Source organism: Tildeniella sp. (assembly GCF_059505325.1).
In genome coordinates, this window is the sequence record NZ_JCACKI010000017.1 from 22,067 (window position 1) to 48,512 (window position 26,446).

Consider the following 26,446-nt stretch of genomic DNA (forward strand, 5'->3'; position numbering starts at 1 on the left):
TTATGAATTTTCTTCGGCTTCCTCAGATCCCAGCAAAAAATCTTCTGCCGTCACAATCTTTATGTTGCGAAATGGATTTAGAACAAGGAGGTCGTTGTCGCCGCTAATGATGTAATTGGCTTTTCCACTTAAAGCCAGCGACAAAACCATGTCATCTTTTGGGTCACGGCATACTTGCACCGTTTCAACTGGTTGGATCAGTACTATCCGCTCTATCAAACTTTCTAAAAACTCTTCTCGCTCTTCGCTGGTCACATAGCGATCGAATTTACCCCGCCCAAGTACCTCGCTCAATTCTTCTAACAATTCAAGCGACGAAAGGACTTCACCATGATTCAAGGTGTATCGAAATGCTTTTGCAGGCGTACTATTTTTGAACAGTAATGCACTAATGATCAGGTTCGTATCCAGAATATAGCGGACTTTATTGCTCATGTAAAAGCGAGTTTAAAATCTCTGGAGTCAAGCCTCGGCTTTGTGCTCGATCGCTAATTTCCGTCATGACTGTTTCAAGTGGTTTTCTTTGACGAGTAGCTTCGCTCAGTTTCAGGCTCAGTAGTACCTCTAACTTATACCGTTGCTCCTCTGGCAGCGCTTCAAACATTCGTGCTGTTTCAACATCAACCTGAATTGTAATCGGTCTGGTTTCCATTGTTCTACTCCTGTTTTTCGGTTGATTGCTTCAATAATCTTGTCTACAGCTTACTCAACGAATCAATGAGTCAACCATGCTTCAACCCTAACCAGATAATGCAGAATACGATCCTAGTGTATTTAATATTCTTGGTTGGCATCCGCATTCCAATGATAAAGCTGCTTGGCTGAGGCGATGCGTTTGAAGTCTTTGGGATTGTGGGTGAAACCTGCTTTGGCGAGTAGCTCCCTAACCGTTTCATAATCGGCATCAGACATGGATTCCATCTGGGCATCGGCACCGAGCGATTTAATGGAACCGCGCACGTAGATGATGGCTTCGTAGAGGGAATCACCGAGAGCATCGCCTGCGTTGCCACAAATCACGATGCGCCCTGCCTGTGCCATGAACGCGGAGAAACTGCCGACGCTGCCACCCACCACAATATCGGCTCCTTTAAGGGAAATACCACAGCGCAGACTGGCATCGCCATCAATGATGAGTAGTCCACCCTGGGCAGAGGCTCCAGCAGAGACGGAAGCAAAGCCCTTAACGTGGACTCGTCCAGACATCATGTTTTCGGCAACACCAGTACCGACATTACCTTGAATGGTGACGTTTGCCAGTTTATTCATACCAGCGGCGTAGTAGCCTGCATGACCGACGATTTCCACTTCAATGGGAGCATCTAAGCCTACTGCAATGTTATGAGCACCGTCAGGATTGATGATATGGATATACCCGCTTGATGATTGATGGAGAAAGCGATTGACTTCACGTAGGGGCGTTTGAGCGAGGTCGAAGGTTACACCGTCCATACATACATTTCCTCTGGTGCAGGTTCGTAGATATGAGCGTGGTTAATGTTTGGGAGATGGGCGAGAGAGCGGAATTCCGAGGCGATCGCCACATAATCATCCGTTTCAGCCACTACAGCAGGCTTACAGGCAAAAGCATCACGCACTAATGCTAATTGATTGGCGGTACCCATGAGAAAGGTATAGAAACCATCGAGCGCTTCAAAGCCTTTTTGAATGGCAGCTTTCAAATCATCCCCTTCTTGCATGCGCCATTCCAAAAAGCGGCAGGCGGCTTCGGTATCGTTGTCGGTTTCAAAGTGGATGCCGTGATGTTCAAGCTTGCGGCGAATTTCGTAGGGATTGGATAGGGAGCCGTTATGCACCAGACAGAAGTCTTCACCAGCGGTAAAGGGATGGGCGTGAGCGGGCGTGACTGCCGATTCCGTCGCCATGCGGGTATGACCCACCAGATGGGAACCTTGCAGGTGTTTGAACTGGTAGCGATCGGCAATGCTTGTCGGACTCCCAGTATCTTTGTACAGGTCGATCGCGCGTCCTGTCGATAGAAGATGGATTTGTGGATAGTGCACTTGCAACCATTGCTTAACTATATTGGGAGCCAGATCAGCGGTTAAAACTGCCTGATTCTCATGAATTTGGAGGTCAGGAGTTGTCTTGAAATGGGTTTGAAATGCCTGTGCGAGTTCCAACCAGTTGAAGTTTCCACCAGTATGAATGCTGCCAGCATAAAGACTATATTTGCGCTGATGGTCAGGGAGCGTTTCGGTAAAAACGGCGAGTCCGGCAGAATCAGGACCGCGTTGGCTCATGCCGATGAGCATGGGCACCATTAGTTCACCGAGGGACGATCGCAGTGATGGATTTTTGATGAGTAGTCCGACAATGCCGCACATGGATGGTTGTTGGTTGTTAGTTGTTAGTTGTTAGTAGGCGGTTCAGACCTCCGATTTCTCCAAGAAATCCGAAGTCTTTGCAACTTTAGAAAAATTCTAAATACCGCTGCACTTCCCATTCAGAAACATGGCGCATATATTCGACCCATTCCATGCGCTTGAGGCTGATGAATTCGGTGGCGAGTGGTCCAAGAGCGTTGGTGATGATGGGATCGGCTTCGAGAGCGTCGATCGCCTCCTTCAAACTTTGGGGCAAGGTTTGAATACCTTTATCTGTGAGGTCTACCTCAGAAAGATCGTAGAGATTGATGTTGTGAGGTTCGCCTGGATCGAGTTCGTTTTCGATGCCATCAAGACCAGCAGCGATCGCGACGGCTGCGGCTAGATAGGGATTGCAGGAACCATCGGCAAGGCGAAATTCGAGCCGTCCACCAGGGATGCGTACCATGCTGGAGCGGTTGTTGTCGCCGTAGGTAATGTAAGCGGGTGCCCAGGTTGCGCCACTGAGCGATCGACCGACCACTAAACGTTTATAGGAATTGATGGACGGCGCACAGATGGCAGTCAAGGCAGGCGCATGAGCTAATAACCCACCGAGGAAGTGATACGCGAGTTTGGATAATCCCAACTGGCGAGGATCGCTATCATCCGCAAAGAGATTAGAATTGCCATCGGACATGGACATATGCATGTGCATTCCAGTGCCTGTGCGGTTTGCAAAGGGTTTGGGCATGAAGGTCGCAATCAATCCCATCTCTTTAGCGATCTCGGAGGCAGCCATTTTAAAGAAAATGTAGCGATCGGCAGAAGTCAAGCAATCGGTGTAGGTGTAATTAATTTCAAACTGCCCGTTTGCATCTTCGTGATCAATCTGATACACATCAAAACCCGCCACTTGCAGGCTTTCCACCAGCTTTTCAACAAACGTACGACTGCGAGAGAGTCCCTTATAGTCGTAGCAGGGTTTTTCTAAGGTATCGGTGATATCGGCAGGAGCAATGCGACCTTGAGCATCTTTTTGCAGCAAGCCAAACTCAGGTTCCAATCCCGTATAGAACGTCCAACCCTTTTGCTTGAGTCGTTCCAACTGCTGCTTCAAGACAAAGCGAGAATCATACGGGTAGGGCTGTCCATCCACGTGCCCGACACAAACCATACGCGCGAAACCCGGCATCCAGGGAACGAGCGTTAAGGTTGATGGATCGCCTACTGCCATAAAATCGTGACTATTCGGCTGTTGCGCCAAGCCCCAAACCGCAAACCCTGCAAACCCTGCACCGGGGTCGAGAATATCATCAAAATGGGACGCAGGCACCGCTTTTGTTTTGGCAGTGCCGTGCATATCCACAAACTGCGCTAGGACGAATTTAACGTGATTGTCTGCCAAGAATTTTTTTGCCGTTTCTGGGGTCATGGGTGGTTCCTTGAAGTTGGTGGGCGGGAGTCAGGAGTAGGGATGGCAGGGGAAGCAGAAGAGGCAGAGGGGCAGGGGAAGTAGGGGAAGCAGAAGAGGCAGAAGAGGCAGAGGGGGCAGAGGAAGCAGGGGCACTTGGATTAACTCATAACTTTTAGCCTTTCTTCCAACTCAAATCTCACAATTCAAAACTCATAACTTTTATTCTTTATCCTTCATCCTTTAGCCTTTCTTTCAACTCAAATCTCACAATTCAAAACTCATAACCTTTATCCTTTATCACTTCTTCTATACCGATCGCTCTACCTCCCATCTCTGACACGATCGCCCCTAATGTGCGCCATAGATATGCTCCAAAGGTGCCATCACACCAGAGGCGGTAGAACGGGTTGCCATTGCGATCGCCAGGAATGATTGTAACAGCGACTCCTACCATTGACGTGATGAAGATGGGACGTTCTATCAATGATACAGCGCGAAAGTTAACGCTACAGGTTTGGAGTAGTAGTTCGTTAACATCTGCGCCACAGAGGACGATCGCGGCATCCTGACGCAAAACGGGATAGACTTTGGCGGGTGGTTGCTGGCAGTTTTCCATTAAGTGCGATGCAAATTGACTACGCAAACTGTCTTCAATGAAGAATTCTGTTAAACCAACACGGGCAATGATGGCACCATCGGGAAGAGAATTCCAGGTATTGGGGCGATCGGGTACTGCGACACCCTGACTCTCTAACCAATGGGCGGCGTTGGTTCCTTTGACACCGAAGCGGTTCAGGCAAGAAACATCAGCAATGCCTAAATGGGCGGCGATCGCCTCTTCGTTGGGCAATTTCACCAATGATGGCATTCCATTCAGATCGCGCCACGTTCCATCAAGGGATTGCAGCAAGTCGTGCATAGGACTGAGGCGAATCATACTGCAACCTCCTCACGGTTTGGCATGGATTCTTTCTGGCGTAGATTACCAGGATCATAAAACGGGGTGGGACAGATGGTTGCAGTGACAAAGGAACCATTAGAGCGACGGATGGAAAGGCGATCGCCCACCGTTGCCAACTCTGGTTTCACATACGCTAAGCCAATAAATTTTTGCAGTGAGGGGCTGAAGGTGATACTGGTGATGCGACCTGCAATGTCACCGCGATCGATGATTAAATGACATTCCTGGGGTGGCATCCCTTCAAATGGCTCTAGCATAACGCCTACTAATGTATGTTTAACCGGACGTTTTGCCATACTTTGCAAACTCCGTTGACCGATAAAAAATGGTTTATCCATCTTCACTGCCCATCCCAGATTAGCTTCTCGCGGAGTGGTCAAACCATCGGTATCCTGTCCCACAATCAAGTGCCCTTTCTCCAATCGCAAGAGTCGCTGTGCTTCCACACCAAAAGGCGTGATATTATAGGCTGCACCTGCTTCTAGAAGGGCATCCCACAGGGCGATCGCGCAGTCTGCCGCTACATGGATCTCATAGCCCCATTCACCCACGAAACCAACGCGCATTAAAAGGGCAGAAATCCCGGCAACGGTTGCCTGACGGACACCGAGATAGGGAAATGCACTACTGGATAAATCTAAATCAGTAAGCGTGGTGAGCACTTCACGGGCGCAGGGTCCAGCCAAATTGATTGCCGATCGTGCCCCTGTCGTATTCACAATGCCGCAATCCATCTGCCACATGGTATTGAGGCGTGATAGCTCACGATAAATAGTCGCGGCACCGGATGTCGTGGTCGTGAAGTAGAAATGCTCGGCTCCAAACCGCGCTACCACGCCATCATCGATAATTACACCTGTTTCATCTAGCATCAGGGCATAGCGTGACATCCCAATTTTCAGGTTAGCGTAGCGTCCTGTATAGACGCGCTCCAGAAACTCAGCCGCATCGGCACCACGTATTTCCAGCTTGCCCAGCGTACCGACATCAATGATACCAACGTGAGTACGAACGGCGATCGCTTCTGATTGAATGCACTCCTCACGGCTTTTCCCGGTTTGCACATAGTATTCGGGTCGTCGCCAATTACCTGCCAGCATGAATTTTGCGTTCAATATAGTATGACGACTATTTAAAGGCGTTTGACGCTCAGGCGTAAATCCACGTCCTGCCAGATGGGAAAGAGGAACGGGATGGAAAAACGGTCGTGCGGTTGTGGTGCCGACTTCACCGGGTGCTTTACCTGTAATACGTGCCAAAATTCGTAGCGCGTTCATGTTGGAATGCTTGCCCTGGCTGGGTCCCATCCCTACAGTGGTATAGCGCTTTAATAGTTCAATGTTGTCGAATCCCTCCTGCGCTGCGTTGTAGAAATCCTTGAGCTGCAAATCTTCGTCAAAATCCACAAAGTTTTTGCCGTGAGGATGGGGGACGATCGCCCAGGGATGGGATTCGCCCTCATTCATAACCGCGATCCCAGACAAGTTGCCGTGTACATTCATCTGGGCTTCGTTGCTAACGTTGCCCGGGGGACTTCCCCCCTGCCAAGATGATTTCTTCGGCACAGCGACGCAGAAATCATCTTGTCCCCCGCTATGTGGGGTCTTAACTCCCCCACGCCCCCCGAAAGGTGCTGCTTGTATTGGTCTCAGCCTCTCGTCGATCGAGGTAAGCCGTGTAGACTGAAGGCTATTCCGCTCGGTGAAGGGGGTCTTAAAGCCTAGATGTACTGCTGCTGACATCCCAGCCCGATCGCCATCCAACATTTTCTGCTCAAACTCAAAGATTCCATTCACTCGACCACAGGCGAAAACTCCTGCAGGCAGAACGTCCGGGATAAATTGCTGCAAGTGGTCATCGAAGCACATCTTGGCACCCGCCTGATAGAGCAAATTTGCCGCTGGTGCCCAACCTACACTCATCACAATGCCATCACAGACGATCGTGCGTTTCTGTCCTACTTGCGGTTTGTCACCATCAAACGGACAAATCACCGCACTGGAAACACCATCGCCTGCTGGGTTTCGCTTTGCTTCGTAGATACAATATCCTGCGAAAATGGGAATACCGTGTAATTTCACGGCTTGCATTAGATCCGTTGTTGCGATCGTGGGACGCAGATCAACGATCGCCATCACAACAATTCCATGTGCTACCAGATCCAATGCCGCACGATAGCCGTCACTGTTTGCGACTAACACCACAGCCCGCTGCATGGGTTTGACGGCATAACGATAGATTAACCGTTGTGCCGCCGATGCCAGCATTATGCCTGGGAGGTCATTATTATGGAAAACGGCAGGCTGTTCGTAGGCACCACTGGCAACAATCACTGCCTTTGCCCGCATCTTGGTAAGCCGATCGCGATCGACTAGGGGAACCCAATGATCGGCATAATAGCCTGCTGCTTCGGTTCCCAGGTACAAGCGAATGTTGGGATGGGATACGATCGCGTCCATCATCTCACCCGTTTTCTTAGCGCGAGATGGATTGCCACCGAGTTGGTAAGTACCCGATCCACCCGCCCTTGCATTCTCATCAATAGTTACCACATCTGCGCCTGCATTTGCTGCTGATAGTGCTGCTGACAGCCCAGATACTCCAGCACCAATGACCAACACATCACAAAAATCGTAGCGTTTGAAAGTGCGAATGTGAGGAGTGGATGGATCGCCTTCGCCCAGCCCTGTCATACGGCGAATGAGGCGTTCCCAGAAAGGAAAAAGTTTTTTACCTAAAAAGGCTTTGTAGTAAAAACCAACAGGCAGAAAGGGTGAAAAAAAGTTGAGAACGCTGGCACGATCGCCCATCACGCCACCGATCGTATTAATTGCGGTGAGCGACATTCCTGCTTCTAGCGGTGTGACATCTGCCCGCACATTCAGTTTCTCACCAGATTGCATCAACGTATTAATATCATGATTGGCAAAGCTCAACAGCCCACGCGGACGATGATATTTAAAGCTGCGTCCCAAGATCCGCTGTCCTGCTGCCCACAAAGCACTGCTGATGGTATCACCTTGATACCCTCGAAATGACACCCCTTCAAAGGTAAAGTCGATCGGCTGAGTGCGATCGATCCATTCACCGGGAACAGGTGGCAATCGTTGACTCATGCTGCCTCCTCACCCAAAAGATAGGTGCGAAGAATTTCATCGGTGATGGTATTGCGATCGACTAGAAACCAGGTATTGCTCGGCGTATGACACCACCATTCTTGCTTTACACCTGCTGCACCATTGCGATTAAAGATGTAATCTGCCCATGCTGCATCATCTACTAATTGTGGATCGGTTATGGGACGCACTTCGCCGCCATACACAAATTCAGAAATCGATCTGGCACCGTTAATTGGACAAACCATTAATTTCATCGTTCAATCCCATCCATCACAGTCATTTGTTTCAGTGCTAACTTTATCAGTGTTAAAAGGTTCCTAAGAGCGGTAACACCTTTTTCTTGAGTAGTTCAATCAAAACTGGCTCCACATACTCATATTCATCTGGAATATCTAAACAAATCACTCGTTTCTCATTGAGATAGCGCTGGAACTTTTTTGAGAGCTTACTTCGGTGTACTTTTTCCATCACAAAGATGATGTCTGCCCACTGAATAATTTCATGACCGAGTGGAACGTCTGCGTCCCGATCGATCCCAGCCGATTCGACTTCTAAACCCTCATAATACGAGAAAATTGCTTCAGCCGTTGGGCTACGTAGACGATTTTTGCCACACACAAAGAGCAATTTTTTCATGAGCCTCCCACCGTTCATGGGTATGCCTGACTTCTATTTCCAGCTAACAACTTCTGTAAAATGTTCAACGACGGGAAACGGATCATAAAAGTGATGGAGAAGCTGTTTCCATTTTTGATAGGTGGATGACTCCCGAAAGCCGATCATATGGTTTTCCAATGTCTGCCATCGCACCAACAGTAAATATTTCCCCGGCACTTCCAGACATTGATGGAGTTCATGGGAGTCATATCCTGGTATGGACGCAATTAAGACAGAAGCTTGCCTGAACGCAGTCTCAAACGCCTGCTCCAGACCACGTTTAACCATCAATATCGCCACCTCAAGCACCATAAAATCCAATCCTTGACTTTCTTTCTGCCTTCTGCCCTCTGCCCTCTGCCTTCTGCCTTTATCCTAATGTCCCACCGATGCGGCACCCTTTTCACCCACCAACGCATAGTTGGCAAAGCGATCGAGTGAAAAGTCTTCAATTAACTCATGAGTGCGATCGTTCGCTACCGTATATGCCATCGTCTTTCCCGCGACAGGCGTGGCTTTGAAGCCCCAGGTGCCCCAGCCAGAGTCGAGGTAGAAACCCTCGATCGCGGTCTTTCCCATAATGGGGGCGAAATCTGGTGTCATATCTGCCATCCCTGCCCATTGCCGCACCACTTTGACGTGTGAAAGGAACGGAAAGAGTTCCAGCATATGAGCCGCCAAGCCTTCCACGAAATCGAGGGTCGATCGGGTGGAATGCAGTTCATAGGGGTCAAGCGACGCACCCATCACCAGTTCTCCCCGTGCCGTTTGGCTCACATACACATGCAAACTACCAGAGACAATGATGGGATCGAGCCATGCCTTCATTGGTTCGCTTACCATTGCTTGTAAGGGATGGATGTAGAGGGGCGATCGCAGTCCTACCATATCCAGCAACCGTGGCGTTGATCCGGCAACCGCGCACAACACTCGTGATGTGGCAATAGTGCCGCGTGAGGTTTTCACACCTGTGACACGACCAGATTTCACGTTGATACCTAAGACTTCCGTTTGCTGATGGATTTCTACACCCCGCTGATCAGCCCCACGCCCGTAGCCCCATGCCACTGCATCATGGCGGGCAATGCTTCCCGGTGCATGGTAGAGTGCGCCGAGGATAGGGGCATTGCCACCACAAGTAACATCCATATATGGACAGGCTTCTTGAACGGCATCAGCATCCACCAATTCGCTGTCAATGCCGAAATGTTTGTTGACCTCCGATCGCCATCGCATCGTTCGCACCGACGCATCGGTATGTGCCAATGTGAAATGTCCGCGTGTGGCATAGAACACATTCAGATCAAAATCCTGTGATAAGTCCTGCCACAGCCGCACCGACTCATCGTAGAACTTCACGCCTTCGGGAGTGAGATAGTTAGAGCGAATAATCGTGGTGTTGCGTCCCGTATTACCACCACCGAGGTAGCCTTTTTCCAACACGGCAACATTGTGCATCCCGTGATCGCGCGCTAGATAGTAGGCGGCTGCGAGTCCATGACCACCTGCGCCAATGATCACCGCGTCGTAGCTCGACTTGAGGCGATCGTGCTGCCGAAACATGCGTGGTTCGGGGTATTTCTTAGAAAAGCCAAACTTTAGGAGACGCAAAGGCATAGGGTTCTCCTACCGAAACACAACGGTTTTGTTACCATGCACCAGCACTCGATCTTCCACGTGGTAGCGCAATCCCCGTGCCAGCACCGCTTTTTCAATATCTTTGCCATAACGCACTAAGTCTTCTACCGAATCGGAGTGGTCAATGCGAATTACATCCTGCTCGATGATGGGACCCGCATCCAAGTCGGCTGTGACATAGTGGCAGGTGGCACCTGTGAGCTTCACGCCGCGCTCATACGCTTGATGGTATGGCTTCGCACCCACAAACGAGGGCAGAAAGGAATGATGGATGTTAATAATACGTCCAGAGTAGCGATCGCACACCTCTGGTGAAAGCACCTGCATATATCGCGCCAACACCATCACATCACCCTTCATGGTGTCAAACAAATGGCTCACTTTATCAAAGGCTTCTGCTTTTGTGTTGGGCGTAATGGGCACGTGATAAAAGGGGATTTCGTGCCATTCCACAAACTTACGAAACACATCATGATTAGAAATGACGCAGGGAATTTCGACATCCAGTTCGCTACTTTGCCATCGTGCCAGCAAATCGTACAGGCAATGTTCTAATTTGGAAACCAGAATCACCACTCGCTTTTTCTGTGCCGAATCGGTGACGTTCCATTCCATGTGGAATGACTCAGCGATCGGTGCAAACTGTTCACGAAACGCCTCAATGCCAAAGGGAAGGGAATCGGCGAGAATTTCTTGACGCATGAAGAATCGCTCTACCACACGATCGGCGTGATGTTGCGCTTCCACAATCCACCCTTGATGATTGGCAACAAACGTACTCACGGCTGCCACAATGCCTACGCGATCGGGGCACGAAAGGGTCAGAGTGTAGCGTCTTACGGAGGACATCGGCTTTCCATCAGGAGACGTTAGTGATTAGGACTTATGCAAAGATCCCCGACTTCTGTTGTAAAAGCTGGGCACATCGCATTACCGTCAGAGAAGTCGGGGATCTAAAAGCTTTGCGAGGATCTGAAAGCCTTGTGCTTGAGTCCTATTATCATGCCGTTTTGATTCATGTGTGTCAACTAATTTTCCTGCTATTATGCAAATTAGCCAGAGCAAAGCGATCGCCTACGAGGTGAGTCATGACGGAGGCTACGACCAGCAACCCCGAACAGCGCGTCACCGACCATACATTAGAGCGTTATGTGGGCAACACCATTCGGGATTTGCGGCAACGACATGGGCTGACGATCGCCGAAGTTGCTGAACAGAGCGGCATCTCGCGTGGGATGCTATCCAAAATCGAGAACGCGCAAACTGCCACCAGCCTGGAAACATTGGCTAGACTTGCTAATGCTCTCGGCGTGTCACTTGCCACACTCTTTCGTAACTACAACATTCCCACAGGCAGCGCTCAACTGGTCAAGCAAGGCGATGGGATGGAAGTAGTGCGTCGAGGTACAAAGTGCGGGCATACCTATCATTTGTTGGCATACGACCAGGGACCCACGAAGCTCTTTGAGCCGTTTCTGATTACGATGGACGATGCCTCCGAGGTTTTCCCCACCTTTGAGCATCCCGGCACGGAATTCATTTATATGCTGGAAGGCGCGATCGAATATCGTCATGGGCAATCCACATACCTTTTAGAACCAGGCGATTCCCTCACCTTTCGCGGTGACATTCCCCACGGTCCCGAAAAGCTTCTCACACTACCCATTCGCTTTCTCGCCATCATCTACTACTCTGTCTCACAAGTAGATTTGTCTTAGAGCTTGTTGATGCGTTCGTTTCTAACGTTTGGCAAAATCAGCCGGGTTCTGGTCTCGCCGATGCTGCACAGGAATAGGTTGACCCTGCCGATCGCCGACCAGAGCAGCAGTTTCTTCCAAAGCTTCTCTCAACCGCTTGGCAGCATAAATCGACATATCGCGCGGCACGTTAATGCGATCGCGCAGGTAGCGCAGCGCCACATCAGAACCGGATGGTGGTGTACACACTTGACCCGTCATCAGGTTAGTCAACGCACAGCGTAAGGCTTCATCCATCAAGCGATCGTCAGCGGGATTGACGCGAATAATATTGGCGCGATGCCTAATCACCCGATAAAGTGCCTCAGCGCGGGAGGTTTCCGGTTCTGGGTAGGTCACGTCGGGCAGACCATTCCAGGGACCGTTATCCACTCGTGCTTTATTCAATTCCATCTGCGGTTCACCGTTTTCCCAGCAGCCTCCCATCTGGGGTGGCAAATCATGCACATGAGTGTGGAAGTCGCTCTGAGTGCCACGGTAAGTAGGACGGCTTTCCATCGCCGCGAACCAGCCCGCTAGTCGTGGGTTTGCTTCACGCAAGGAGTAACCTTTGTAATAGTAAAGACTGGCGTTCATCCGCTCGACATAGGGTGTAAAGATCACGTCAGCCGTGCCGAACTCGTCCAGAAAATACGGACCTGACGTGGCACCCAGAGCCGTTTCGACCTTAGCGACTACGCTGACGAATTGGTCGCGGTTCCCCTGTTCTTGCCGAGCCGAACTGGATGGATAGCATAGCCAGGCACACCAGGATCGAAAAAGCAGACGCTCTAAATACCTCAGGGGAAGCACTGCGGGGTGTTTCATGCCCAATCCCAATACCCCAAACGCCTGTTCCAGAGCAAGCAAAATGTCATCGCTTTCGGTGATGATGCGATCGTCCAGCACAATCGCGGGCAGCATTCCCGATGGCACTTTGCGCTTGTACCAGCTTTCTTTTTCCCCATAACAAAACATCGTGACTTTTTCGATACGGTAGGGAATTTGCTTCTCCTCCAGCCACAGCCAAACTTTCTGGCAGTAAGGACACCAGGCATGGTTGTCGCGGTAGAGCGTTACCCGCACGTCTGCTTCAGCATGACCAAAGAGACGCAAACGAGCTTGAGCATTGGTCGAGCCATTGACCGGATCGACTGGAAACTCTGCCAGAGCTTCGAGTTCTGACCAACTTAAAGGATCGATCGCTGTAGAAAGGGATGTCATAATGAGTTCAACCAGATTGAGTCTAACGGTAACGGTCTAAAACTGTCTGCAACAGCGGATCGTCTTGCTTCATGCCCACGATCGCCGGATCGGATATGCGTCAAACTGCTCATCACGGCTAATCATAATCAAATCATGAACGATCGCTTGTGCAATGAGCATCCGATCGAATGGATCACGATGATGCAGTGGTAGTGTCAAGTAGAGCGCTGCATCGTCAAAGGTAATGGGGAGAGTTTCAATATCAAACTGTTGTAAAAGCTGACGTAAGTCTTGAAATGAAGATTGGAGTTCTAGCTTTCCCAAGCCAACTTTGATTGCAATCTCCCAAAGGCTGGCGATACTCAGATAAATCCGATTTTCTCGCGCTTCAATGATGTCTTTTGCCGATGCACTCAAGGTAAGACTGCCCTGTATGTACCACAGAAATACATGTGTATCCAGAAGCGCAGCCGTCATTACATATAATCCTTGAAGTCTTCCAGAGGCTCATCAAAATCATCAGCGATCGTGATTTTGTCTTTCCAAACGCCAAAACCCTGTCGTTTGAGAGACTCTTGCTCAGAAGAAACCGTTGCATAACGATTCACAAGAAATTCTGTGTAATGCAAAACCTCTTGCTTCAGTGCTTCCGGTAGTTTCTCAAGATTCTGCAAAATCGTAGTCTCTAACATGACGCATCCTCCTTCAAAGAAAAGTCTTCTAACGGTTCATCGAAGTCATCCGACATCCAGATTTTTCCTTTAAGCGCACCCGCTTCGCGCTTCTTTTCAGGCGGCTCTGCTGCGATCGTGTCTTGAGGATACTTCTGAACCAGAAATTCGGCATAATGCAGCACTTCTTGCTGTAATGACTCAGGTAATTTCTGCAACGCCTCTAATAAATCTGTTTGAATCATGGCTCCTTACTCCAACGTAGAGTTCGCAATCAAACGCATTGACAGCACAATATACACAACCGTTCTTCCAGAATAAGCCAGTAGACGCGATCGCGCGAGTCTCCAAAAACCGGGTTTCTCGCGGCAACGGTCAAAGTGTTGATTGGCGTGGAGCTAGTCAACTACTACTCAACAGGAGTAGACGCGATCGCTCAACGAGGCAAAATTGTGCCCCTACATTGTCACTGTCGCCGCGTTGATCTTGACTCGATCGCGATCGATCTCAAAGGCAGCGTGATCGATCTCAAAGGCAGCGTGATCGATCTCGAATGTATGCCCCTGCATTACCAAGGCGACTGCATCGATCTCAAATTGATCGTGATCGATCACAACTGCATCACCCTACATTGCCACTGTGACCACATCGATCGCGCATTGCTCAATGCACACTCGCATCACAGCCCCAACTATTCCTTCTGCAAGCGTTAACCGTCGTGTTGCAAGGGGCACACTAAAGCCGTCAATTCTTTACCCACAGATGAACGTAACGCGATGTGCAACTAATTCGCCCTCATCCCCACCCTTCTCCCCAGGGAGAAGGGCTTCCAGACCGTTCCGGTTCCCTCTCCCATCGGGAGAGGGCTAGGGTGAGGGCAGTTTTGGCAGGTATTTTAGGAAAGTCGCACATCGCGTGAATGTAGGGTTAGGGGGCACGATCGCCCCTCCAAACCAAGCCCGTGTTCATTAAACAGGCACATACTTCAAATAAAGTCTCAGCAACCGCAGTAGGCGCATCCATGCTCTGGCAGGCTGTTCAAAAAAAGTAAAAATATCCCCGAAACCCACGCTTGTCTTCTGGTGATGCAGCCAGTGCTGTTCAGGAATCGTGATGAAGCAAACCTGACACAACAGCGCGATCGGTTTTGGTGTTTGCCAGCCCAACGCGCTAACATGCCGCCACCAAACGTGAAATTGTCCGAAGAGTAGCCCACTGATAACGCCGATCGGTGAGAACGACCACAGCGCCACCGCCACCAGCAGATACGGTAATGCACCCAAAAGACCGTCAAGCAAAACCTGCACGTTGAACGTCAAAATGGCGTAGTGGTGAAACGTTTTCTTTGCAGAATGGTGCGTCTTAAGATGAAGGCTACCAAAAACATGTTCGGGAACGTGGTAGCAAAAGGTAGAAAAAAAATCGCCAAGCACCAACAACAACCAGGCAACTGTCAATGGACAAATGAACGCACGTGCGATCGCCTCAAGCATGGATATTCCTCACACCGATATAGATTGGCATCGTAGAATTTGACCGGAAAGGCACCCAAGCCCTCTACCGTCTCAAAACGTCATTAGCTAAAGAAACCAAACGAGTCTTTAGAAATCACTGGAGCCAGAGGACTAACCCCAAGATCATCTCTTGTTAACATCTCTCAGCTCAATTTGCGTGTAGCCTACAGCACTCAAAAAGAAGCGACTCTGGCTACAGGGATCATGTGTTTCGACACCGATAGACAAGCATGTCTTCACCTCACGTCAAGCAAATCTTGCATACAATGGTTTTCCGATAGGTTAACCGTAGATTTTGCACTATTGTACCGATCTTGTCAGTGAAAGCCAAGATCCTTGTAGCGTTCTCTACGATCGTTCCAGGTGATACCTGCTCAGGCTGCTTCGGCAACAGTTGACGGTTCGATCGCCAACCGACAATTGGTAAACTCAGTCGCCATCACACCGCTACGCGCTCTGCATCAATGCCATTTCATCGGCAACTCGACTGCAAGCAGCATAAAATCAAGAGATAGACACTGAACTCTGGATGTACAAACTCTGCAACCAGGAGTGTGACGAACACTTGCAACAGGAGTGTGACGAACGCAATGACACCATTACCTGACGTAATCCGACAGAGCGACTTGCTCAACCAGCTAATACTCGATCGCACCACCATGGAAGCACTGGGGCGAGTAGAAGTCATGTGGATGTATCCCTCTGCCCATCGTGTGTTGGGCTTTGTCTGCAAAGCAGGCACCTTCGGAGCTAAAAAAACAGCCTTCAAACTGGCTCAAATCAGCACATTGGGTGCCAATGGCATCTTGACTCGCGATCAACCCGAAGAAACGGATGCCACAAAAGTACGTCAGCTTGAAACGTTGCTGCACTGCGAGGTGTGGAGTGAAACTGGCAACAAAATCGGCAAAATCACCGATTACCTTTTTAACCTGAAAACAGGCACTATTACTCACTACTTGCTGGCATCAAGTGGCTGGGCTGGCATTGCCAGTGATCTCTACCAGCTACCACCATCACAAGTGCTGAGTATGGGGCGAAAACGGGTGCTTGTGACCGAAGCCTCAGCTCAAACGCTGGCAGTCGATCAAAGCGGCATCAAGCAAACGTTGGCGAAAGCCACGTCGGTGCTAAAAGAAGACTATGGTCAAGCGACCGAAGAATTGCGATCGCTCTCAAAACAAGCACAAGCCGCTACCGAACAGGCAAAGGGGCGGTTTCAAACCCTGACTGGACAGTTAAAGGAACGAGCGCGATCGCTCTCTCAACAGGCGCAAGAAACGATTCAAAACATCAACGAGCAGCTCCAGGAAGACGCGCAGACGATCGTTGAACAAGCGAAAGAGAATAGCCAGGTGCTTGCCGAACGGATGAAAGAACGCACTCAAACCTTCAGCGAACAGTTTGAAGACGGCATCCAAAGCCTGGGTGAGCAAGTCGAAGATGGCATCCAAACATTGACCGTCCAGGCAAAAGAAATCCTCGAACCGACGACAGACGATACTGAGCAAGCCGTGTCATCCACACCAATCATCCCTTCAACTCAAGTAAACGAACAAACGGGTTTTGAAACCACTCGCTCGGAGATTAGTGACTTCAACGATGATGATGCTCCCTGGATTGGCGATGAACCTTGGATCGGGACATCGATCGACACCCCATTACCAACGATCGCTTCTCCACATTCAAAAAACAGCCCAAATCATCAACAAAAACTTAACTTGGAAGCAACTGACATTGATGACGACGAGCCTTGGATTTAAGAGCTATCGGTAGGGTGAGTTTGGACGCTCTGTAATCGTCTTTGCTGTTGCTAAACAGTGAAGCTTTGTCAATACAGGTCATTCTAAATTTGCTGTGCCCTTGTATCGGCAATGCAGTTTTCTAGTTTCTCACCCAGTAGTTGCACGTGAGGTTCTTTCAACATGCCCAGATGATTGCCAGGAATCAGAAAAACTTCTAAGCCGTTCTCTGCCAAACTCTGCCAACTCAATTTGTTGTCAGGAAGAGCGTGATAGGCACTAGCAATTTCAGTTGCTTTGAACAAGGTAACGTGACCAGCATAGCTACGAATGCAGTAGCGAGCGGTTAACTCCTGGTTTTCTTGCTCATAGTTAAAGTCCATAATCTCGTCTGGTAAGGGCAGTCCCGCACGTTGAGAGATCTTAATTCGGACATGATAATAGAAATCCCACAGCGCTTGTGTGAGGTCATGCGTTCGCCAGCGAAGTTGTTCTTTGAGCGTGGGTAACAGGTAAGCGAAACCAGATTGCCTCATCTTATGCCAGTGTTTGGTTGCTGTATCACGAGCTAGAGAAGACTGAGCGGCGATCGGGGGATAGGTATCAATCAACCCCAACAAAGCAGTTTCTTGTCCTTGCCCTTTGAGTTGCTGTGCCATCTCATACGCAACCAAACCGCCGAACGATATGCCTACTAATAAGTAGGGTCCTTGCGGCTGTAGTGTTCGCATCTGCTGAATATAGTGCGCCGCTAGATCTTCAACGCGATCGAGCGCGATCGCTTCTCCAGCAATTTGAGCTGCCAGACCATAGACGGGTCGTTCTGAATCGAGGTGCCGCACTAATGGTAAGTAGAACTCTAGTCCTCTACCAAGTACATGAATACAGAAGAGCGGCGGCTTATGACTCGCTTGGTTACCCGACTGTATGACCACTAGCGACGGACAGATAGGTGTTGGTTCCAGTTGCCGTAAAGCCTTTGCGAGTTCACTGATTGTTGGTGCTTGAAAAAGAGTAGACAATGGGAGACCCTTGCTACACCGCTCTTCAACTTGCGCCCAAACCCGCACGGCTGAAAGCGAATGTCCCCCTAACTCAAAAAAGTTATCGTAAACGCCGATCGGCTTGATTCTCAAAACGTCCTGCCAGATTTCGGTCAACTGACGTTCTAATTCATCTCTCGGTGCAACGAATGTACTTGCTACGGCATCCGTTGCACCAGTAGTCGCCGATACCAACAGGGTTTGGCGATCGTCCGTAAATGCCAACTCAGGAGTCGGTAACGCCTGACGATCGAGTTTGCCATTGGCGGTAACGGGTAGCTCTTTCAGCATGACGAAAGCTGAAGGCACCATGTACTCTGGCAGTTTTTCTTTTAAGCAGCGTCGCAACTCACCGATCGTCGGAGCAGGCTGCTGACGAGGAACAATGTAAGCAACCAGACGCTTTTCACCGGGCTGGTCTTCCCGTGCCATGACCACAGAAACCTGAATGTCAGGATGTTGCGCCAGTACGGCTTCGATCTCGCCTAACTCAATGCGAAAGCCCCGAATCTTCACCTGATGGTCTATACGACCCAGGAACTCGATATTGCCATCCGGGAAAAAGCGCGCTAAATCACCCGTGCGATACAGCCGCGCCTGTGGTGACTGATGAAACGGATGAGGAATAAAGCGTTCTGCTGTTTTGACTGGATCGGTGTATCCAGATGCCAGACAATCACCACCAATGTAAAGCTCTCCAGTCACCCCGATCGGACAGGGTTGCAAGCGAGCATCCAAAATGTAGTACTGGGCATTCTGAATCGGCTTGCCATAGGGAATGCTTGTCCAGTGAGGCTCGATCTGGTCAATGGGGTAGACGTTCGACCAGACAGTCGCTTCTGTGGCACCTCCAAGCGAAATTACCTTGACTCCTGGAAACGTTGCTTTCACTGCGTTGGGCAATGTGACCGGAATCCAATCACCGCTCATAAAAACAAGTCGCAACGGGTTAGGTCGATCAGTTGCCGGAATGCTGGCAAAAAACGGTACTAGCTGTTGTAGTGCTGGTGGGGCAGAATCCCAGAAGGTAATTGGCTCGTGACAAAGAATCTGTAGCAGAGCAGATGGATCACGAACCGTTTCGTTCGATACGACTCGGATAGAACCACCCGCTGCCAAAAGCCCAAAGATGTCGTAGACCGATAGGTCAAAGCAGAGAGAAGTTATGAACAATACGCGATCGGAGGCGTTCACAGCAAAGGTGCGGTTGACCCACTCGATCAAATTGATGACAGGCTGATGCCGAACAACGACCCCTTTCGGTGTTCCAGTCGAACCTGAGGTGAAAATCACGTAGGCAGTGTCATCAGGACTGTTTTGCCTGGGCAAATTCTGTTGTGGCTGCTTGTACAGGTGGGATGCTTGCCAAACGTGCAGTCCTTTTGAAGACAGCGGCTTCGAGGCGCAGGCAGTCGGTGTTTCGATCGCGGCTCGATCCAAACAAATCAAATGCTCTAACTGAGGAAGTTGCGGCTGTAGCCCTTCAAACGTTGGTTGGTGACACGCCTGTGTGACAACCCAGTGAATATTGAGTGAGTCCAGAATCCACTGCACCCGCGCTTCAGGAAAGCTTGGTTCCAAAGGCACATAAGCACCTCCAGCTTTCAGAATTCCCAACAGAGCTGGAATCATCTCTAAGCCACGGTTCAAGTAGACTCCAACAAAGGTACCAGCACCAACTCCTAAAGATTGAAGGTGATGAGCGAGTTGATTCGCCTGACGGTTAACGTCGCCATACGTTAGCTGTTGGTTTTCATAAACAACGGCGATCGCGTCAGGATTGCACACGACCTGAGCTTCAAACAGTTGATGTAAACAGACATCTTGCGCGTAGGGAACCGCTGTGTCGTTCCATGCCACCAGCAGTTGATGTTGTTCAGCTTCAGTCACCAGCGTTAGATCTGCCAGCGTTTGCTCTGGATGAGCAACCATCCCTGCCAGCAATGTTTGCAGATGTCCCAGTAGTCGGACGATCGCTGCCCGGTCAAACCGAGAGCGATCGTAGGAAATTTTCAATAATAGTTCTGCATCCAGACAGCCAATCAATACCAGCGGTAACCCGGGTTGTTCATGGAGTTGAACGTGGCGGTTTTGCCAGTTGCCTCCCTGCTGTTGAAGCGTCGTGTTCAGCGCATAGTTTTCAAACACGACAATGCTCTCAAACAGAGCTACACCAGGAGGCACATCACTCCATGTCTGTACCTTAACCAGCGGTGTGTGTTCATAGTCACGAACGGCTACGTGCTGCGATCGTAGCGCTTTCAGCCAGGGCAGCAAGGACGCTTCAGCAGGAACCTGGACTCTCACTGGTAGCGTGTTGATCAACAGTCCAATCATCGCTTCTGTTCCGCCCAGAGCCGAATGCCGACAGGCTCTAGTTGCCCCAAAAAGCACATCTTCCTCGCCGCTATAGCGACTTAAAAGCAGTGCCCAGGCACCTTGAACGATCGTGTTTGGTGTGATGTCGTGCTCTTTAGCGAGAGCTTGTAGCGCCGTTGTTAAGGCTGACGAGAGGCAAATCTGCTCTTCTCCATAGTCTGCCCGGTCAAGCAAGTGGCTAGAAGCTTGAATTGGAAGTAAAGGCGTGGGTGTGGAAAAGCCCTTGAGGAGGTGCTGCCAGAAGTCTTTCGCCTTCGCGAGATCCTGCTGCTGTAGCCACTCAATATAGTCTCGATACGGACGAGGGGTTGGCAGTGAAAGCGTTTGAGCCTGACAAACCGCTTCGTAAAGTGCGAAGACTTCTTTGAGTAGCCACGTAAACGAGCGTCCATCTAGCAAAATGTGGTGGAATGTCCAGACCAGCCGATACTCAGCGTCAGCTAACCTGAATAAAGCAAGCCGGATGAGAGGCGCATGAGTCAGATCAAAACCACGCTGGCGATCGCCTTGCAAGTATGTCTGATGGCGTTCCAGTTGCTCTATATCAGATAATTCTCGCCAGTCGTATTGTGTCAGTGGCAGTTGTACGTCTTGATGCACTTGCTGCGATGGTTCATCTAGATCATTCCATCTAAAGCTGGTTCTTAAAATTGGATGCCGTTGTATAACTTGCTCCCAGGCTTGGATGAACGGTGCAATTTCAAGGTTTTCACGCAGCGTACAAACCATTTGTTCGATATCGATTCCAGACTGTTGCTCATGCAGGCTATGGAACAACATGCCCTGTTGCATCGGAGAGAGTGCATACGAAGCTTCTATCCTTTTGGACGTAATTGGCATGGGCGAGTCATGCAACAACGGTTCTAAAGCCTTCCCGATCGCGCCTGCTCTCTCTATTTTTGGCTCAGTGACCGATGCTTTAGCTGGTCGTAGTCGCTTAGAAGGATTGAAGAGCATCATGATAAGGATGAATTTGTATAGCTGAACTTACACAGAGGACTTCACCCAGACCCTTCAGGGTTTTAATGAGACTGCAAACGTGGCGGTGGACTGAGTACCAGCACTAAATACTGCCTTTCTTGTCGAGGCGGAGAGCCGTCTCGACAAGGACATCTGTGCTTGAGCTAACTCAGCTCAAGGAAGAAAAAAGAGTGAACATTAGTAAATAGACAAATCCACTAGACATCTTTGTTCGTAACAACATTCCATTTATGCTTCCCTAACTTACAACCGTCAATGCATAAATGACGATCCTTCACTTAGTCTTTATCTATCCATGCCGTTTACCTTACGCTTTCAAGAAATCTTTATATGCTTTCTTGAAAAGCTGATCTGAGTTTTCAAGTCGTGAAGTAAAGCGGTGCTAGCAATTTTAAGTGTGTTTAAGAAGCCTCTCGATCGTTGTTTTCAACAAGAGTAGAAGGTCATTATGAAGATTGAACTTGCAATGATGGTAAGTAGTTAATAACATCAAAAGCAGTTAACCCAAGTACTGCTTATGCACATTCAAATAGTTCAATCTAATTAGTTAAGACATGGGTAGGCATTTTATTCACTTGAGGCTATGCAGGTTGCAGATGACTGTGTCAGTTACTGCCAATTACTGCCAATCAGCCAATTTTGCAGTCTTACTATTTTAGTGAAGCGACGCTAAACAGGGGTTGAGATTAGGTCAACGCGTGAAGAATGTAGAGTCGGCTGGAAGCAGTGAAGCGTTTGAGCAGAAGCATGATCTCGGCAATAGCAACCCAACAGCAGCAAGGTGTCACGAGGCAAAGGCTTTTATGTGTTTAGTGCAGCTACTCTAAATAATCCACTTGACGGAAGTTGCCTTAAGTTTGCTAGGCTGAGAAGGTACGTAACTGATTAGAGTCTTGGGAACTAGAAGCACTAACTCTGTTTCGATTGGCATTGAAGCTTTTTTGTTACACGCTTTTATTTGACATTCTATGCCGAGAGAATAACATCATGTCAAAAGTAATCTCAGTGGGCGATCGTGTCCGTATTGTGGCTCTTCCTGCTTTTATTAAAACTGCTGATCCAATGCCCACGTTGCGTCCGCCGAACGTGCTTGCTGTGGGATTAGAAGGCGTTGTGGTAAACCAGCGACCGGGTAACTATTGGGGCGTTCGCTTTGCTAGTGGCACATTTCTATTAGAGCCACAGTATTTAGAAGCGATCGTCGAAGGGTAGCGATCGTCAGCATAGTTAACTCCGTAAAAACCGCAGGGCGGAGAAAAAACGACAAAAGTTAATCGGTATTTTCACTCTAAAGGCTTGTCTAAAGAGACAACTTTTGTGAATCAGCATCAAAGTCGTTAGCCCTAAAACATATCCGGGCAACATAGCTATGCCATTGCTTGAGTAGTAGCTATGCCTGATATCGCCGGGAACTCTTTGGGAACAGCGACAGCGCTGAACCTTTCGTCCAATGTTCAGACCTTCCCAGACATTGTGACTCCAACTGCGAATGACTACTACCGCTTCACTCTCAGTCATCGTAGTAGTTTTAACCTGTCCTTAACAGGCTTAAATACTGACGCTGACGTTGCTTTGCTATCTAGCACAGGTAGCGTACTTAGCGTTAACGGAGTCTTACAATCATCTAACAATGCGGGCAATCTAGCTGAGTCCATCAATACCACGTTAGATGTTGGAACCTACTACATTCGTGTCGCTACAGGTGCTTTTGCCACCAGTGCCAACTACAGCTTGAATGTGTCTGCTCAAAGTGACCTCCGATCGGATATCCTTTGGCGTAATTATGCTACTGGTGAAAATGTCGTCTGGCAGGTAACGGATGCATCAGTTGAAGCATATGCTTCTCTAAGGCTTATCACTGATTTGAATTGGGCGATACAAGGCGGAGGTGACTTCAATCAGGATGGTCAATCAGATATTCTGTGGCGCAATTACAGCACCGGGCAGAATGTCATCTGGCTGATGAATGGCACCACCTTTAGTTCAGATGTTTATCTGCGCCCGATTGGCGATCCGAGTTGGCAAATTAACGGAGTCGGTGATTTTAATCGTGATGGCAAAACCGACATTCTGTGGCGCAATTATAGCACCGGGCAGAATGTCATCTGGCTGATGAATGGCACCACCTTTAGTTCAGATGTTTATCTGCGCCCGATTGGCGATCCGAGTTGGCAAATTAACGGAGTCGGTGATTTTAATCGTGATGGCAAGACCGACATTCTGTGGCGCAATTACAGCACCGGGCAAAATGTAGTCTGGCTGATGAATGGCACCACCTTTAGTTCAGACGTTTATCTGCGTCCCATTGGCGATCTTAGTTGGCGTATTAGTGGGACGGGTGATTTTAATAGCGATGGTAAGACCGATTTACTATGGCGCAATTACAGCACCGGGCAGAATGTGATCTGGCTGATGAATGGCACTACCTTCAGTACAGATGTTTACCTTCAAGCTGTTGGTGATCCTAACTGGCGATCGCTCTCTCCCTTTGTTCGCACTGTTGAACCCGCTCCCATTAGCGTGGCTGGAAACGCATTGTCTAATGCATTCAATGTTGGTGACAATTTGACAGGCAGCGGGACGTATCGTGATGCTGTCAGTAGTTTGGAGAGCGACTACTATCAGCTCAATTTGAGCACTTCCAGTGCTGTTAGCCTGACGCTCACAGGCTTTACTAATAATTTAGACGTGCAGTTAATTAACAGCAGTAACCAGCTTTTGCAAAGCTCGACGCTGAGCAGTATTAGCCCGGAAACGATTAACAGCACACTGAATGCTGGCGTTTACTACGTTCGGGTCTATACCGCTAATGGTGGTAGCAGTGCGTATGCGCTTAACCTGCTCATTAATAATTTACCAGTGCTGGTGACGAATGCTGGACTGACGCTTGATGAAGGTGCTGCTGCAACAATCGGCAGCAGTTTGCTCCAGGTGGCTGACAATGATAACCCGATCGCACAGTTGACATATACGGTGGGAAGTCTGCCTGCTTATGGTGCCCTTTCTTTGAATGGAGCGGCGATCGGTGTTGGTGCAACCTTTACGCAAGCAGATATCACCAGTAACCTGCTCCGTTATCAGCATGACGGTGGCGAAACGCTGTCTGATAGCTTCAGCTTTGCAGTGTCCGATGGAGCAGGTGGAGCGATCGCTGGCAACACGTTCGGCATCACAGTGAACCCGGTGAACGATGCGCCAGTTTTGACCGTTCCAGGTAGTCAGACAGTTGATCAAAACGCTAACTCGCTCATTACAGGCGTGAGCCTTGCTGACCTTGATGGTGGGACTGGTAGCGAAACCATCACCATTTCAGCCGCAAACGGGTTGGTATCTCTAGGCTTAACCGCAGGCTTAACTTTTGCACAAGGAAATGGTAGTGCAGCCAACTCAATTACTGCCAGCGGTACGTTGAGCGCGATTAACAATGCACTGACCAGCCTGATTTACCGTAGTAATGTTTCGTTCCAGGGTACTGAAACCATCAGTATTACGGTCAATGACAATGGCAATACGGGCAAAGGTGGAGCGCTGACGGACAGCAAAACGATCGCGGTGACGGTAAATTCTGTCAACAAGCCGCCTGCCATCACTGTGCCGACCTCGCAATCAGTTAACGAAGATACAAGCCTCTCCCTCACTGGTATTAGTATTAGCGATCTGGATGCTGGCGGCGGCAATGTGACGGTCAACCTCTCAGCCGTAAATGGTGTTCTCTCTCTCGGTACGACTGCTGGGCTAACGTTTGTAACGGGCACAGGCTTCAAAGACCGGAACCTCACCATTGCAGGTACTTTAGCGCTGATCAATACGGCACTGAGCAGCTTGTCTTATCAGAGCAATAAGGATTTCAATGGCTCTGACTTAGTTTCTATTAGCGTGAATGACAACGGCAACACGGGCAACGGTGTTGCTTTGTCAGACACAAAGAGTTTGGTGGTGACGGTAACGCCCGTAAATGATGCTCCAGTGCTAACGGTACCAGCGGCTCAGGTTGTGAACGAGAACACGCTTTTACAGGTAACGGGTATTAGCATTACGGATGTGGATGCTGGCAGTGGTGCGATCGCGGTGAGTCTATCAGCCACAAACGGTAAGCTTTCACTGGGTACGACAGCCGGACTATCCTTCACAAGCGGAAACGGCAGTCCGAGCGGCAGTCTGATTTTCAGCGGTACCTTGGCAGCCATCAACAGCGCTCTCAGTACTCTCGTCTATAAGGGCAACGCCAATTTTAACGGTGCTGATGCCATTAGCATCAACGTGAACGATAACGGCAATGTTGGCTTTGGCATTCCGTTAAGCGACAGCAAGACGATCGCAATCAATGTGCTGGGCATCAACCAGGCTCCTGTGATCACAGTACCGCTGGCACCTTCGACTGTCGCCAACACTAATTTGGCGATCGTCGGTGTTAGTATTAGCGACCCAGATGCCGCAGGCGGTACAGAGACCGTAACGATCGCCGCTGCTAATGGGGTTCTTTCGCTGCCATCTAACACAGGACTTACCTTTACTCAAGGCACAGGTAATCAAAATAACCGCATCACATTCCAAGGAACGCTGGCTGCAATCAATACGGCGATCGGTAGTCTCATCTATCGCAGCTATCCCGGTTTTACTGGCTTCGACACCATCAGCATTAGCGTCAACGATGAAGGCAACACGGGCATCGGCACAGCTTTATCGGACACTAAAACCCTGTTTGTTAACGTGGGTGGCGCACTCAACAGCCCTCCCACTGCCAACTCTGATAGCTATACCACTACCCGCAATGTTGCTCTCACTGTCGCTGGACAGGGAGTTCTCGCCAACGACACCGATCCTGAAAACAACGCACTGACCGCCAATCTATTAACCACACCCACGAGTGGTGCCATCATCTTCAACGGAAATGGTACCTTCACCTATACGCCAAACAGTAACTATGTCGGCACCGATCGCTTTACCTACCAAGCAAGCGACGGCATCGGCAACTCTAATCCCGCTACGGTCAATATTTTCGTCACTGCCCCTGTGCCCGTGAATCAAGCACCCGTGGCGACCCCGGATGCCTTC

At 49.5% G+C, this 26,446-nt stretch carries 23 protein-coding genes; 5 read left to right on the forward strand and 18 right to left on the reverse strand.

Annotation, left to right across the window (positions count from 1 at the left end):
- From AC5JO6_RS07215 to purU, 12 genes are all read right to left on the reverse strand, one after another.
- On the reverse strand, nt 1-435 hold the full coding sequence (locus AC5JO6_RS07215; protein WP_496080377.1) for a putative toxin-antitoxin system toxin component, PIN family: 435 nt from the start codon (nt 433-435) through the stop codon (nt 1-3).
- Nucleotides 425-652, reverse strand: a complete 228-nt coding sequence (locus AC5JO6_RS07220; RefSeq protein WP_496080378.1) for a hypothetical protein — start codon at nt 650-652, stop codon at nt 425-427. The genes AC5JO6_RS07215 and AC5JO6_RS07220 overlap by 11 nt, the downstream gene beginning before the upstream one ends.
- 122 nt (nt 653-774) lie before the next feature.
- Nucleotides 775-1,452, reverse strand: coding sequence for a protein glxC (locus AC5JO6_RS07225; RefSeq protein WP_496080379.1), 678 nt, complete (start codon nt 1,450-1,452; stop codon nt 775-777).
- Nucleotides 1,440-2,348, reverse strand: coding sequence for a class II glutamine amidotransferase (locus tag AC5JO6_RS07230; protein WP_496080380.1), 909 nt, complete (start codon nt 2,346-2,348; stop codon nt 1,440-1,442). The genes AC5JO6_RS07225 and AC5JO6_RS07230 overlap by 13 nt, the downstream gene beginning before the upstream one ends.
- Nucleotides 2,349-2,433: 85 nt before the next feature.
- Nucleotides 2,434-3,762, reverse strand: coding sequence for a type III glutamate--ammonia ligase (gene glnT / locus AC5JO6_RS07235; protein ID WP_496080381.1), 1,329 nt, complete (start codon nt 3,760-3,762; stop codon nt 2,434-2,436).
- A gap of 253 nt (nt 3,763-4,015) precedes the next feature.
- Nucleotides 4,016-4,681 carry a methylglutamate dehydrogenase gene (locus AC5JO6_RS07240; RefSeq protein WP_496080382.1) on the reverse strand — a complete coding sequence of 222 codons (666 nt, stop codon included), beginning with the start codon at nt 4,679-4,681 and terminating at the stop codon, nt 4,016-4,018.
- On the reverse strand, nt 4,678-7,821 hold the full coding sequence (locus AC5JO6_RS07245) for a 2Fe-2S iron-sulfur cluster-binding protein (protein WP_496080383.1): 3,144 nt from the start codon (nt 7,819-7,821) through the stop codon (nt 4,678-4,680). Before AC5JO6_RS07245 ends, AC5JO6_RS07240 begins: the two co-directional genes overlap by 4 nt.
- Nucleotides 7,818-8,078: a sarcosine oxidase subunit delta gene (locus AC5JO6_RS07250; protein WP_496080384.1), complete on the reverse strand. Its 261-nt coding sequence runs from the start codon at nt 8,076-8,078 to the stop codon at nt 7,818-7,820. Before AC5JO6_RS07250 ends, AC5JO6_RS07245 begins: the two co-directional genes overlap by 4 nt.
- Before the next feature lie 52 nt (nt 8,079-8,130).
- Complete coding sequence (locus AC5JO6_RS07255) at nt 8,131-8,460, reverse strand: low molecular weight protein tyrosine phosphatase family protein (RefSeq protein WP_496080385.1); 330 nt, start codon at nt 8,458-8,460, stop codon at nt 8,131-8,133.
- Between the two features lie 33 nt (nt 8,461-8,493).
- Entirely contained in the window at nt 8,494-8,793 is a 300-nt protein-coding gene (locus tag AC5JO6_RS07260) for an antibiotic biosynthesis monooxygenase family protein (RefSeq protein ID WP_496080386.1), read from the reverse strand.
- A gap of 63 nt (nt 8,794-8,856) precedes the next feature.
- Nucleotides 8,857-10,098, reverse strand: coding sequence for an FAD-dependent oxidoreductase (locus AC5JO6_RS07265; RefSeq protein WP_496080387.1), 1,242 nt, complete (start codon nt 10,096-10,098; stop codon nt 8,857-8,859).
- Nucleotides 10,099-10,107: 9 nt separating this feature from the next.
- Nucleotides 10,108-10,968, reverse strand: a complete 861-nt coding sequence (purU, locus tag AC5JO6_RS07270; RefSeq protein WP_496080388.1) for a formyltetrahydrofolate deformylase — start codon at nt 10,966-10,968, stop codon at nt 10,108-10,110.
- 239 nt (nt 10,969-11,207) lie between these two features.
- Between purU and AC5JO6_RS07275 the strand changes: the two genes are divergently transcribed.
- Nucleotides 11,208-11,837, forward strand: a complete 630-nt coding sequence (locus AC5JO6_RS07275; RefSeq protein WP_496080389.1) for a helix-turn-helix domain-containing protein — start codon at nt 11,208-11,210, stop codon at nt 11,835-11,837.
- Between the two features lie 21 nt (nt 11,838-11,858).
- Here AC5JO6_RS07275 and AC5JO6_RS07280 read toward each other — a convergent pair whose 3' ends face one another.
- From AC5JO6_RS07280 to vapB (AC5JO6_RS07295), 4 genes are all read right to left on the reverse strand, one after another.
- Nucleotides 11,859-13,079, reverse strand: coding sequence for a glutathione S-transferase family protein (locus AC5JO6_RS07280; RefSeq protein ID WP_496080390.1), 1,221 nt, complete (start codon nt 13,077-13,079; stop codon nt 11,859-11,861).
- A 69-nt stretch (nt 13,080-13,148) separates the two neighbouring features.
- Nucleotides 13,149-13,538, reverse strand: coding sequence for a type II toxin-antitoxin system VapC family toxin (locus AC5JO6_RS07285; protein ID WP_496080391.1), 390 nt, complete (start codon nt 13,536-13,538; stop codon nt 13,149-13,151).
- Nucleotides 13,538-13,753 carry a type II toxin-antitoxin system VapB family antitoxin gene (gene vapB / locus AC5JO6_RS07290; protein ID WP_496080392.1) on the reverse strand — a complete coding sequence of 72 codons (216 nt, stop codon included), beginning with the start codon at nt 13,751-13,753 and terminating at the stop codon, nt 13,538-13,540. The genes AC5JO6_RS07285 and vapB (AC5JO6_RS07290) overlap by 1 nt, the downstream gene beginning before the upstream one ends.
- Complete coding sequence (vapB, locus tag AC5JO6_RS07295; RefSeq protein ID WP_496080393.1) at nt 13,747-13,977, reverse strand: type II toxin-antitoxin system VapB family antitoxin; 231 nt, start codon at nt 13,975-13,977, stop codon at nt 13,747-13,749. Before vapB (AC5JO6_RS07295) ends, vapB (AC5JO6_RS07290) begins: the two co-directional genes overlap by 7 nt.
- Nucleotides 13,978-14,112: 135 nt before the next feature.
- Between vapB (AC5JO6_RS07295) and AC5JO6_RS07300 the strand changes: the two genes are divergently transcribed.
- A complete protein-coding gene (locus tag AC5JO6_RS07300; protein ID WP_496080394.1) occupies nt 14,113-14,445 on the forward strand; it encodes a hypothetical protein in 333 nt (110 codons plus the stop codon).
- 255 nt (nt 14,446-14,700) lie between these two features.
- On the opposite strand, the gene AC5JO6_RS07305 is transcribed toward AC5JO6_RS07300, so the two are convergent.
- A complete protein-coding gene (locus AC5JO6_RS07305; RefSeq protein WP_496080395.1) occupies nt 14,701-15,225 on the reverse strand; it encodes a fatty acid hydroxylase in 525 nt (174 codons plus the stop codon).
- Nucleotides 15,226-15,836: 611 nt separating this feature from the next.
- On the opposite strand from AC5JO6_RS07305, the gene AC5JO6_RS07310 reads away from it, so the two are divergent.
- Entirely contained in the window at nt 15,837-17,009 is a 1,173-nt protein-coding gene (locus tag AC5JO6_RS07310; protein ID WP_496080396.1) for a PRC-barrel domain-containing protein, read from the forward strand.
- Nucleotides 17,010-17,092: 83 nt separating this feature from the next.
- Here the strand turns inward: AC5JO6_RS07310 and AC5JO6_RS07315 are convergent, their stop codons facing one another.
- Complete coding sequence (locus AC5JO6_RS07315; RefSeq protein WP_496080397.1) at nt 17,093-21,370, reverse strand: amino acid adenylation domain-containing protein; 4,278 nt, start codon at nt 21,368-21,370, stop codon at nt 17,093-17,095.
- Between the two features lie 1,008 nt (nt 21,371-22,378).
- Here AC5JO6_RS07315 and sipA point away from each other — a divergent pair.
- Together sipA and AC5JO6_RS07325 are read left to right on the forward strand one after the other, a co-directional pair.
- Nucleotides 22,379-22,603 carry a regulatory protein SipA gene (gene sipA / locus AC5JO6_RS07320; RefSeq protein WP_496080398.1) on the forward strand — a complete coding sequence of 75 codons (225 nt, stop codon included), beginning with the start codon at nt 22,379-22,381 and terminating at the stop codon, nt 22,601-22,603.
- A 180-nt stretch (nt 22,604-22,783) separates the two neighbouring features.
- Nucleotides 22,784-26,446 (forward strand): tandem-95 repeat protein (locus AC5JO6_RS07325; RefSeq protein WP_496080399.1); only part of this gene is annotated, 3,663 nt, incomplete at its 3' end.

Coding starts and splice junctions, on each gene's coding strand:
- AC5JO6_RS07215 (WP_496080377.1), bottom strand. CDS start 435: ATGAGCAATAAAGTCCGCTATATTCTGGATACGAACCTGATCATTAGT.
- AC5JO6_RS07220 (WP_496080378.1), bottom strand. CDS start 652: ATGGAAACCAGACCGATTACAATTCAGGTTGATGTTGAAACAGCACGA.
- AC5JO6_RS07225 (WP_496080379.1), bottom strand. CDS start 1,452: ATGGACGGTGTAACCTTCGACCTCGCTCAAACGCCCCTACGTGAAGTC.
- AC5JO6_RS07230 (WP_496080380.1), bottom strand. CDS start 2,348: ATGTGCGGCATTGTCGGACTACTCATCAAAAATCCATCACTGCGATCG.
- glnT (WP_496080381.1), bottom strand. CDS start 3,762: ATGACCCCAGAAACGGCAAAAAAATTCTTGGCAGACAATCACGTTAAA.
- AC5JO6_RS07240 (WP_496080382.1), bottom strand. CDS start 4,681: ATGATTCGCCTCAGTCCTATGCACGACTTGCTGCAATCCCTTGATGGA.
- AC5JO6_RS07245 (WP_496080383.1), bottom strand. CDS start 7,821: ATGAGTCAACGATTGCCACCTGTTCCCGGTGAATGGATCGATCGCACT.
- AC5JO6_RS07250 (WP_496080384.1), bottom strand. CDS start 8,078: ATGAAATTAATGGTTTGTCCAATTAACGGTGCCAGATCGATTTCTGAA.
- AC5JO6_RS07255 (WP_496080385.1), bottom strand. CDS start 8,460: ATGAAAAAATTGCTCTTTGTGTGTGGCAAAAATCGTCTACGTAGCCCA.
- AC5JO6_RS07260 (WP_496080386.1), bottom strand. CDS start 8,793: ATGGTGCTTGAGGTGGCGATATTGATGGTTAAACGTGGTCTGGAGCAG.
- AC5JO6_RS07265 (WP_496080387.1), bottom strand. CDS start 10,098: ATGCCTTTGCGTCTCCTAAAGTTTGGCTTTTCTAAGAAATACCCCGAA.
- purU (WP_496080388.1), bottom strand. CDS start 10,968: ATGTCCTCCGTAAGACGCTACACTCTGACCCTTTCGTGCCCCGATCGC.
- AC5JO6_RS07275 (WP_496080389.1), top strand. CDS start 11,208: ATGACGGAGGCTACGACCAGCAACCCCGAACAGCGCGTCACCGACCAT.
- AC5JO6_RS07280 (WP_496080390.1), bottom strand. CDS start 13,079: ATGACATCCCTTTCTACAGCGATCGATCCTTTAAGTTGGTCAGAACTC.
- AC5JO6_RS07285 (WP_496080391.1), bottom strand. CDS start 13,538: ATGACGGCTGCGCTTCTGGATACACATGTATTTCTGTGGTACATACAG.
- vapB (WP_496080392.1), bottom strand. CDS start 13,753: ATGTTAGAGACTACGATTTTGCAGAATCTTGAGAAACTACCGGAAGCA.
- vapB (WP_496080393.1), bottom strand. CDS start 13,977: ATGATTCAAACAGATTTATTAGAGGCGTTGCAGAAATTACCTGAGTCA.
- AC5JO6_RS07305 (WP_496080395.1), bottom strand. CDS start 15,225: ATGCTTGAGGCGATCGCACGTGCGTTCATTTGTCCATTGACAGTTGCC.
- AC5JO6_RS07310 (WP_496080396.1), top strand. CDS start 15,837: ATGACACCATTACCTGACGTAATCCGACAGAGCGACTTGCTCAACCAG.
- AC5JO6_RS07315 (WP_496080397.1), bottom strand. CDS start 21,370: ATGATGCTCTTCAATCCTTCTAAGCGACTACGACCAGCTAAAGCATCG.
- sipA (WP_496080398.1), top strand. CDS start 22,379: ATGTCAAAAGTAATCTCAGTGGGCGATCGTGTCCGTATTGTGGCTCTT.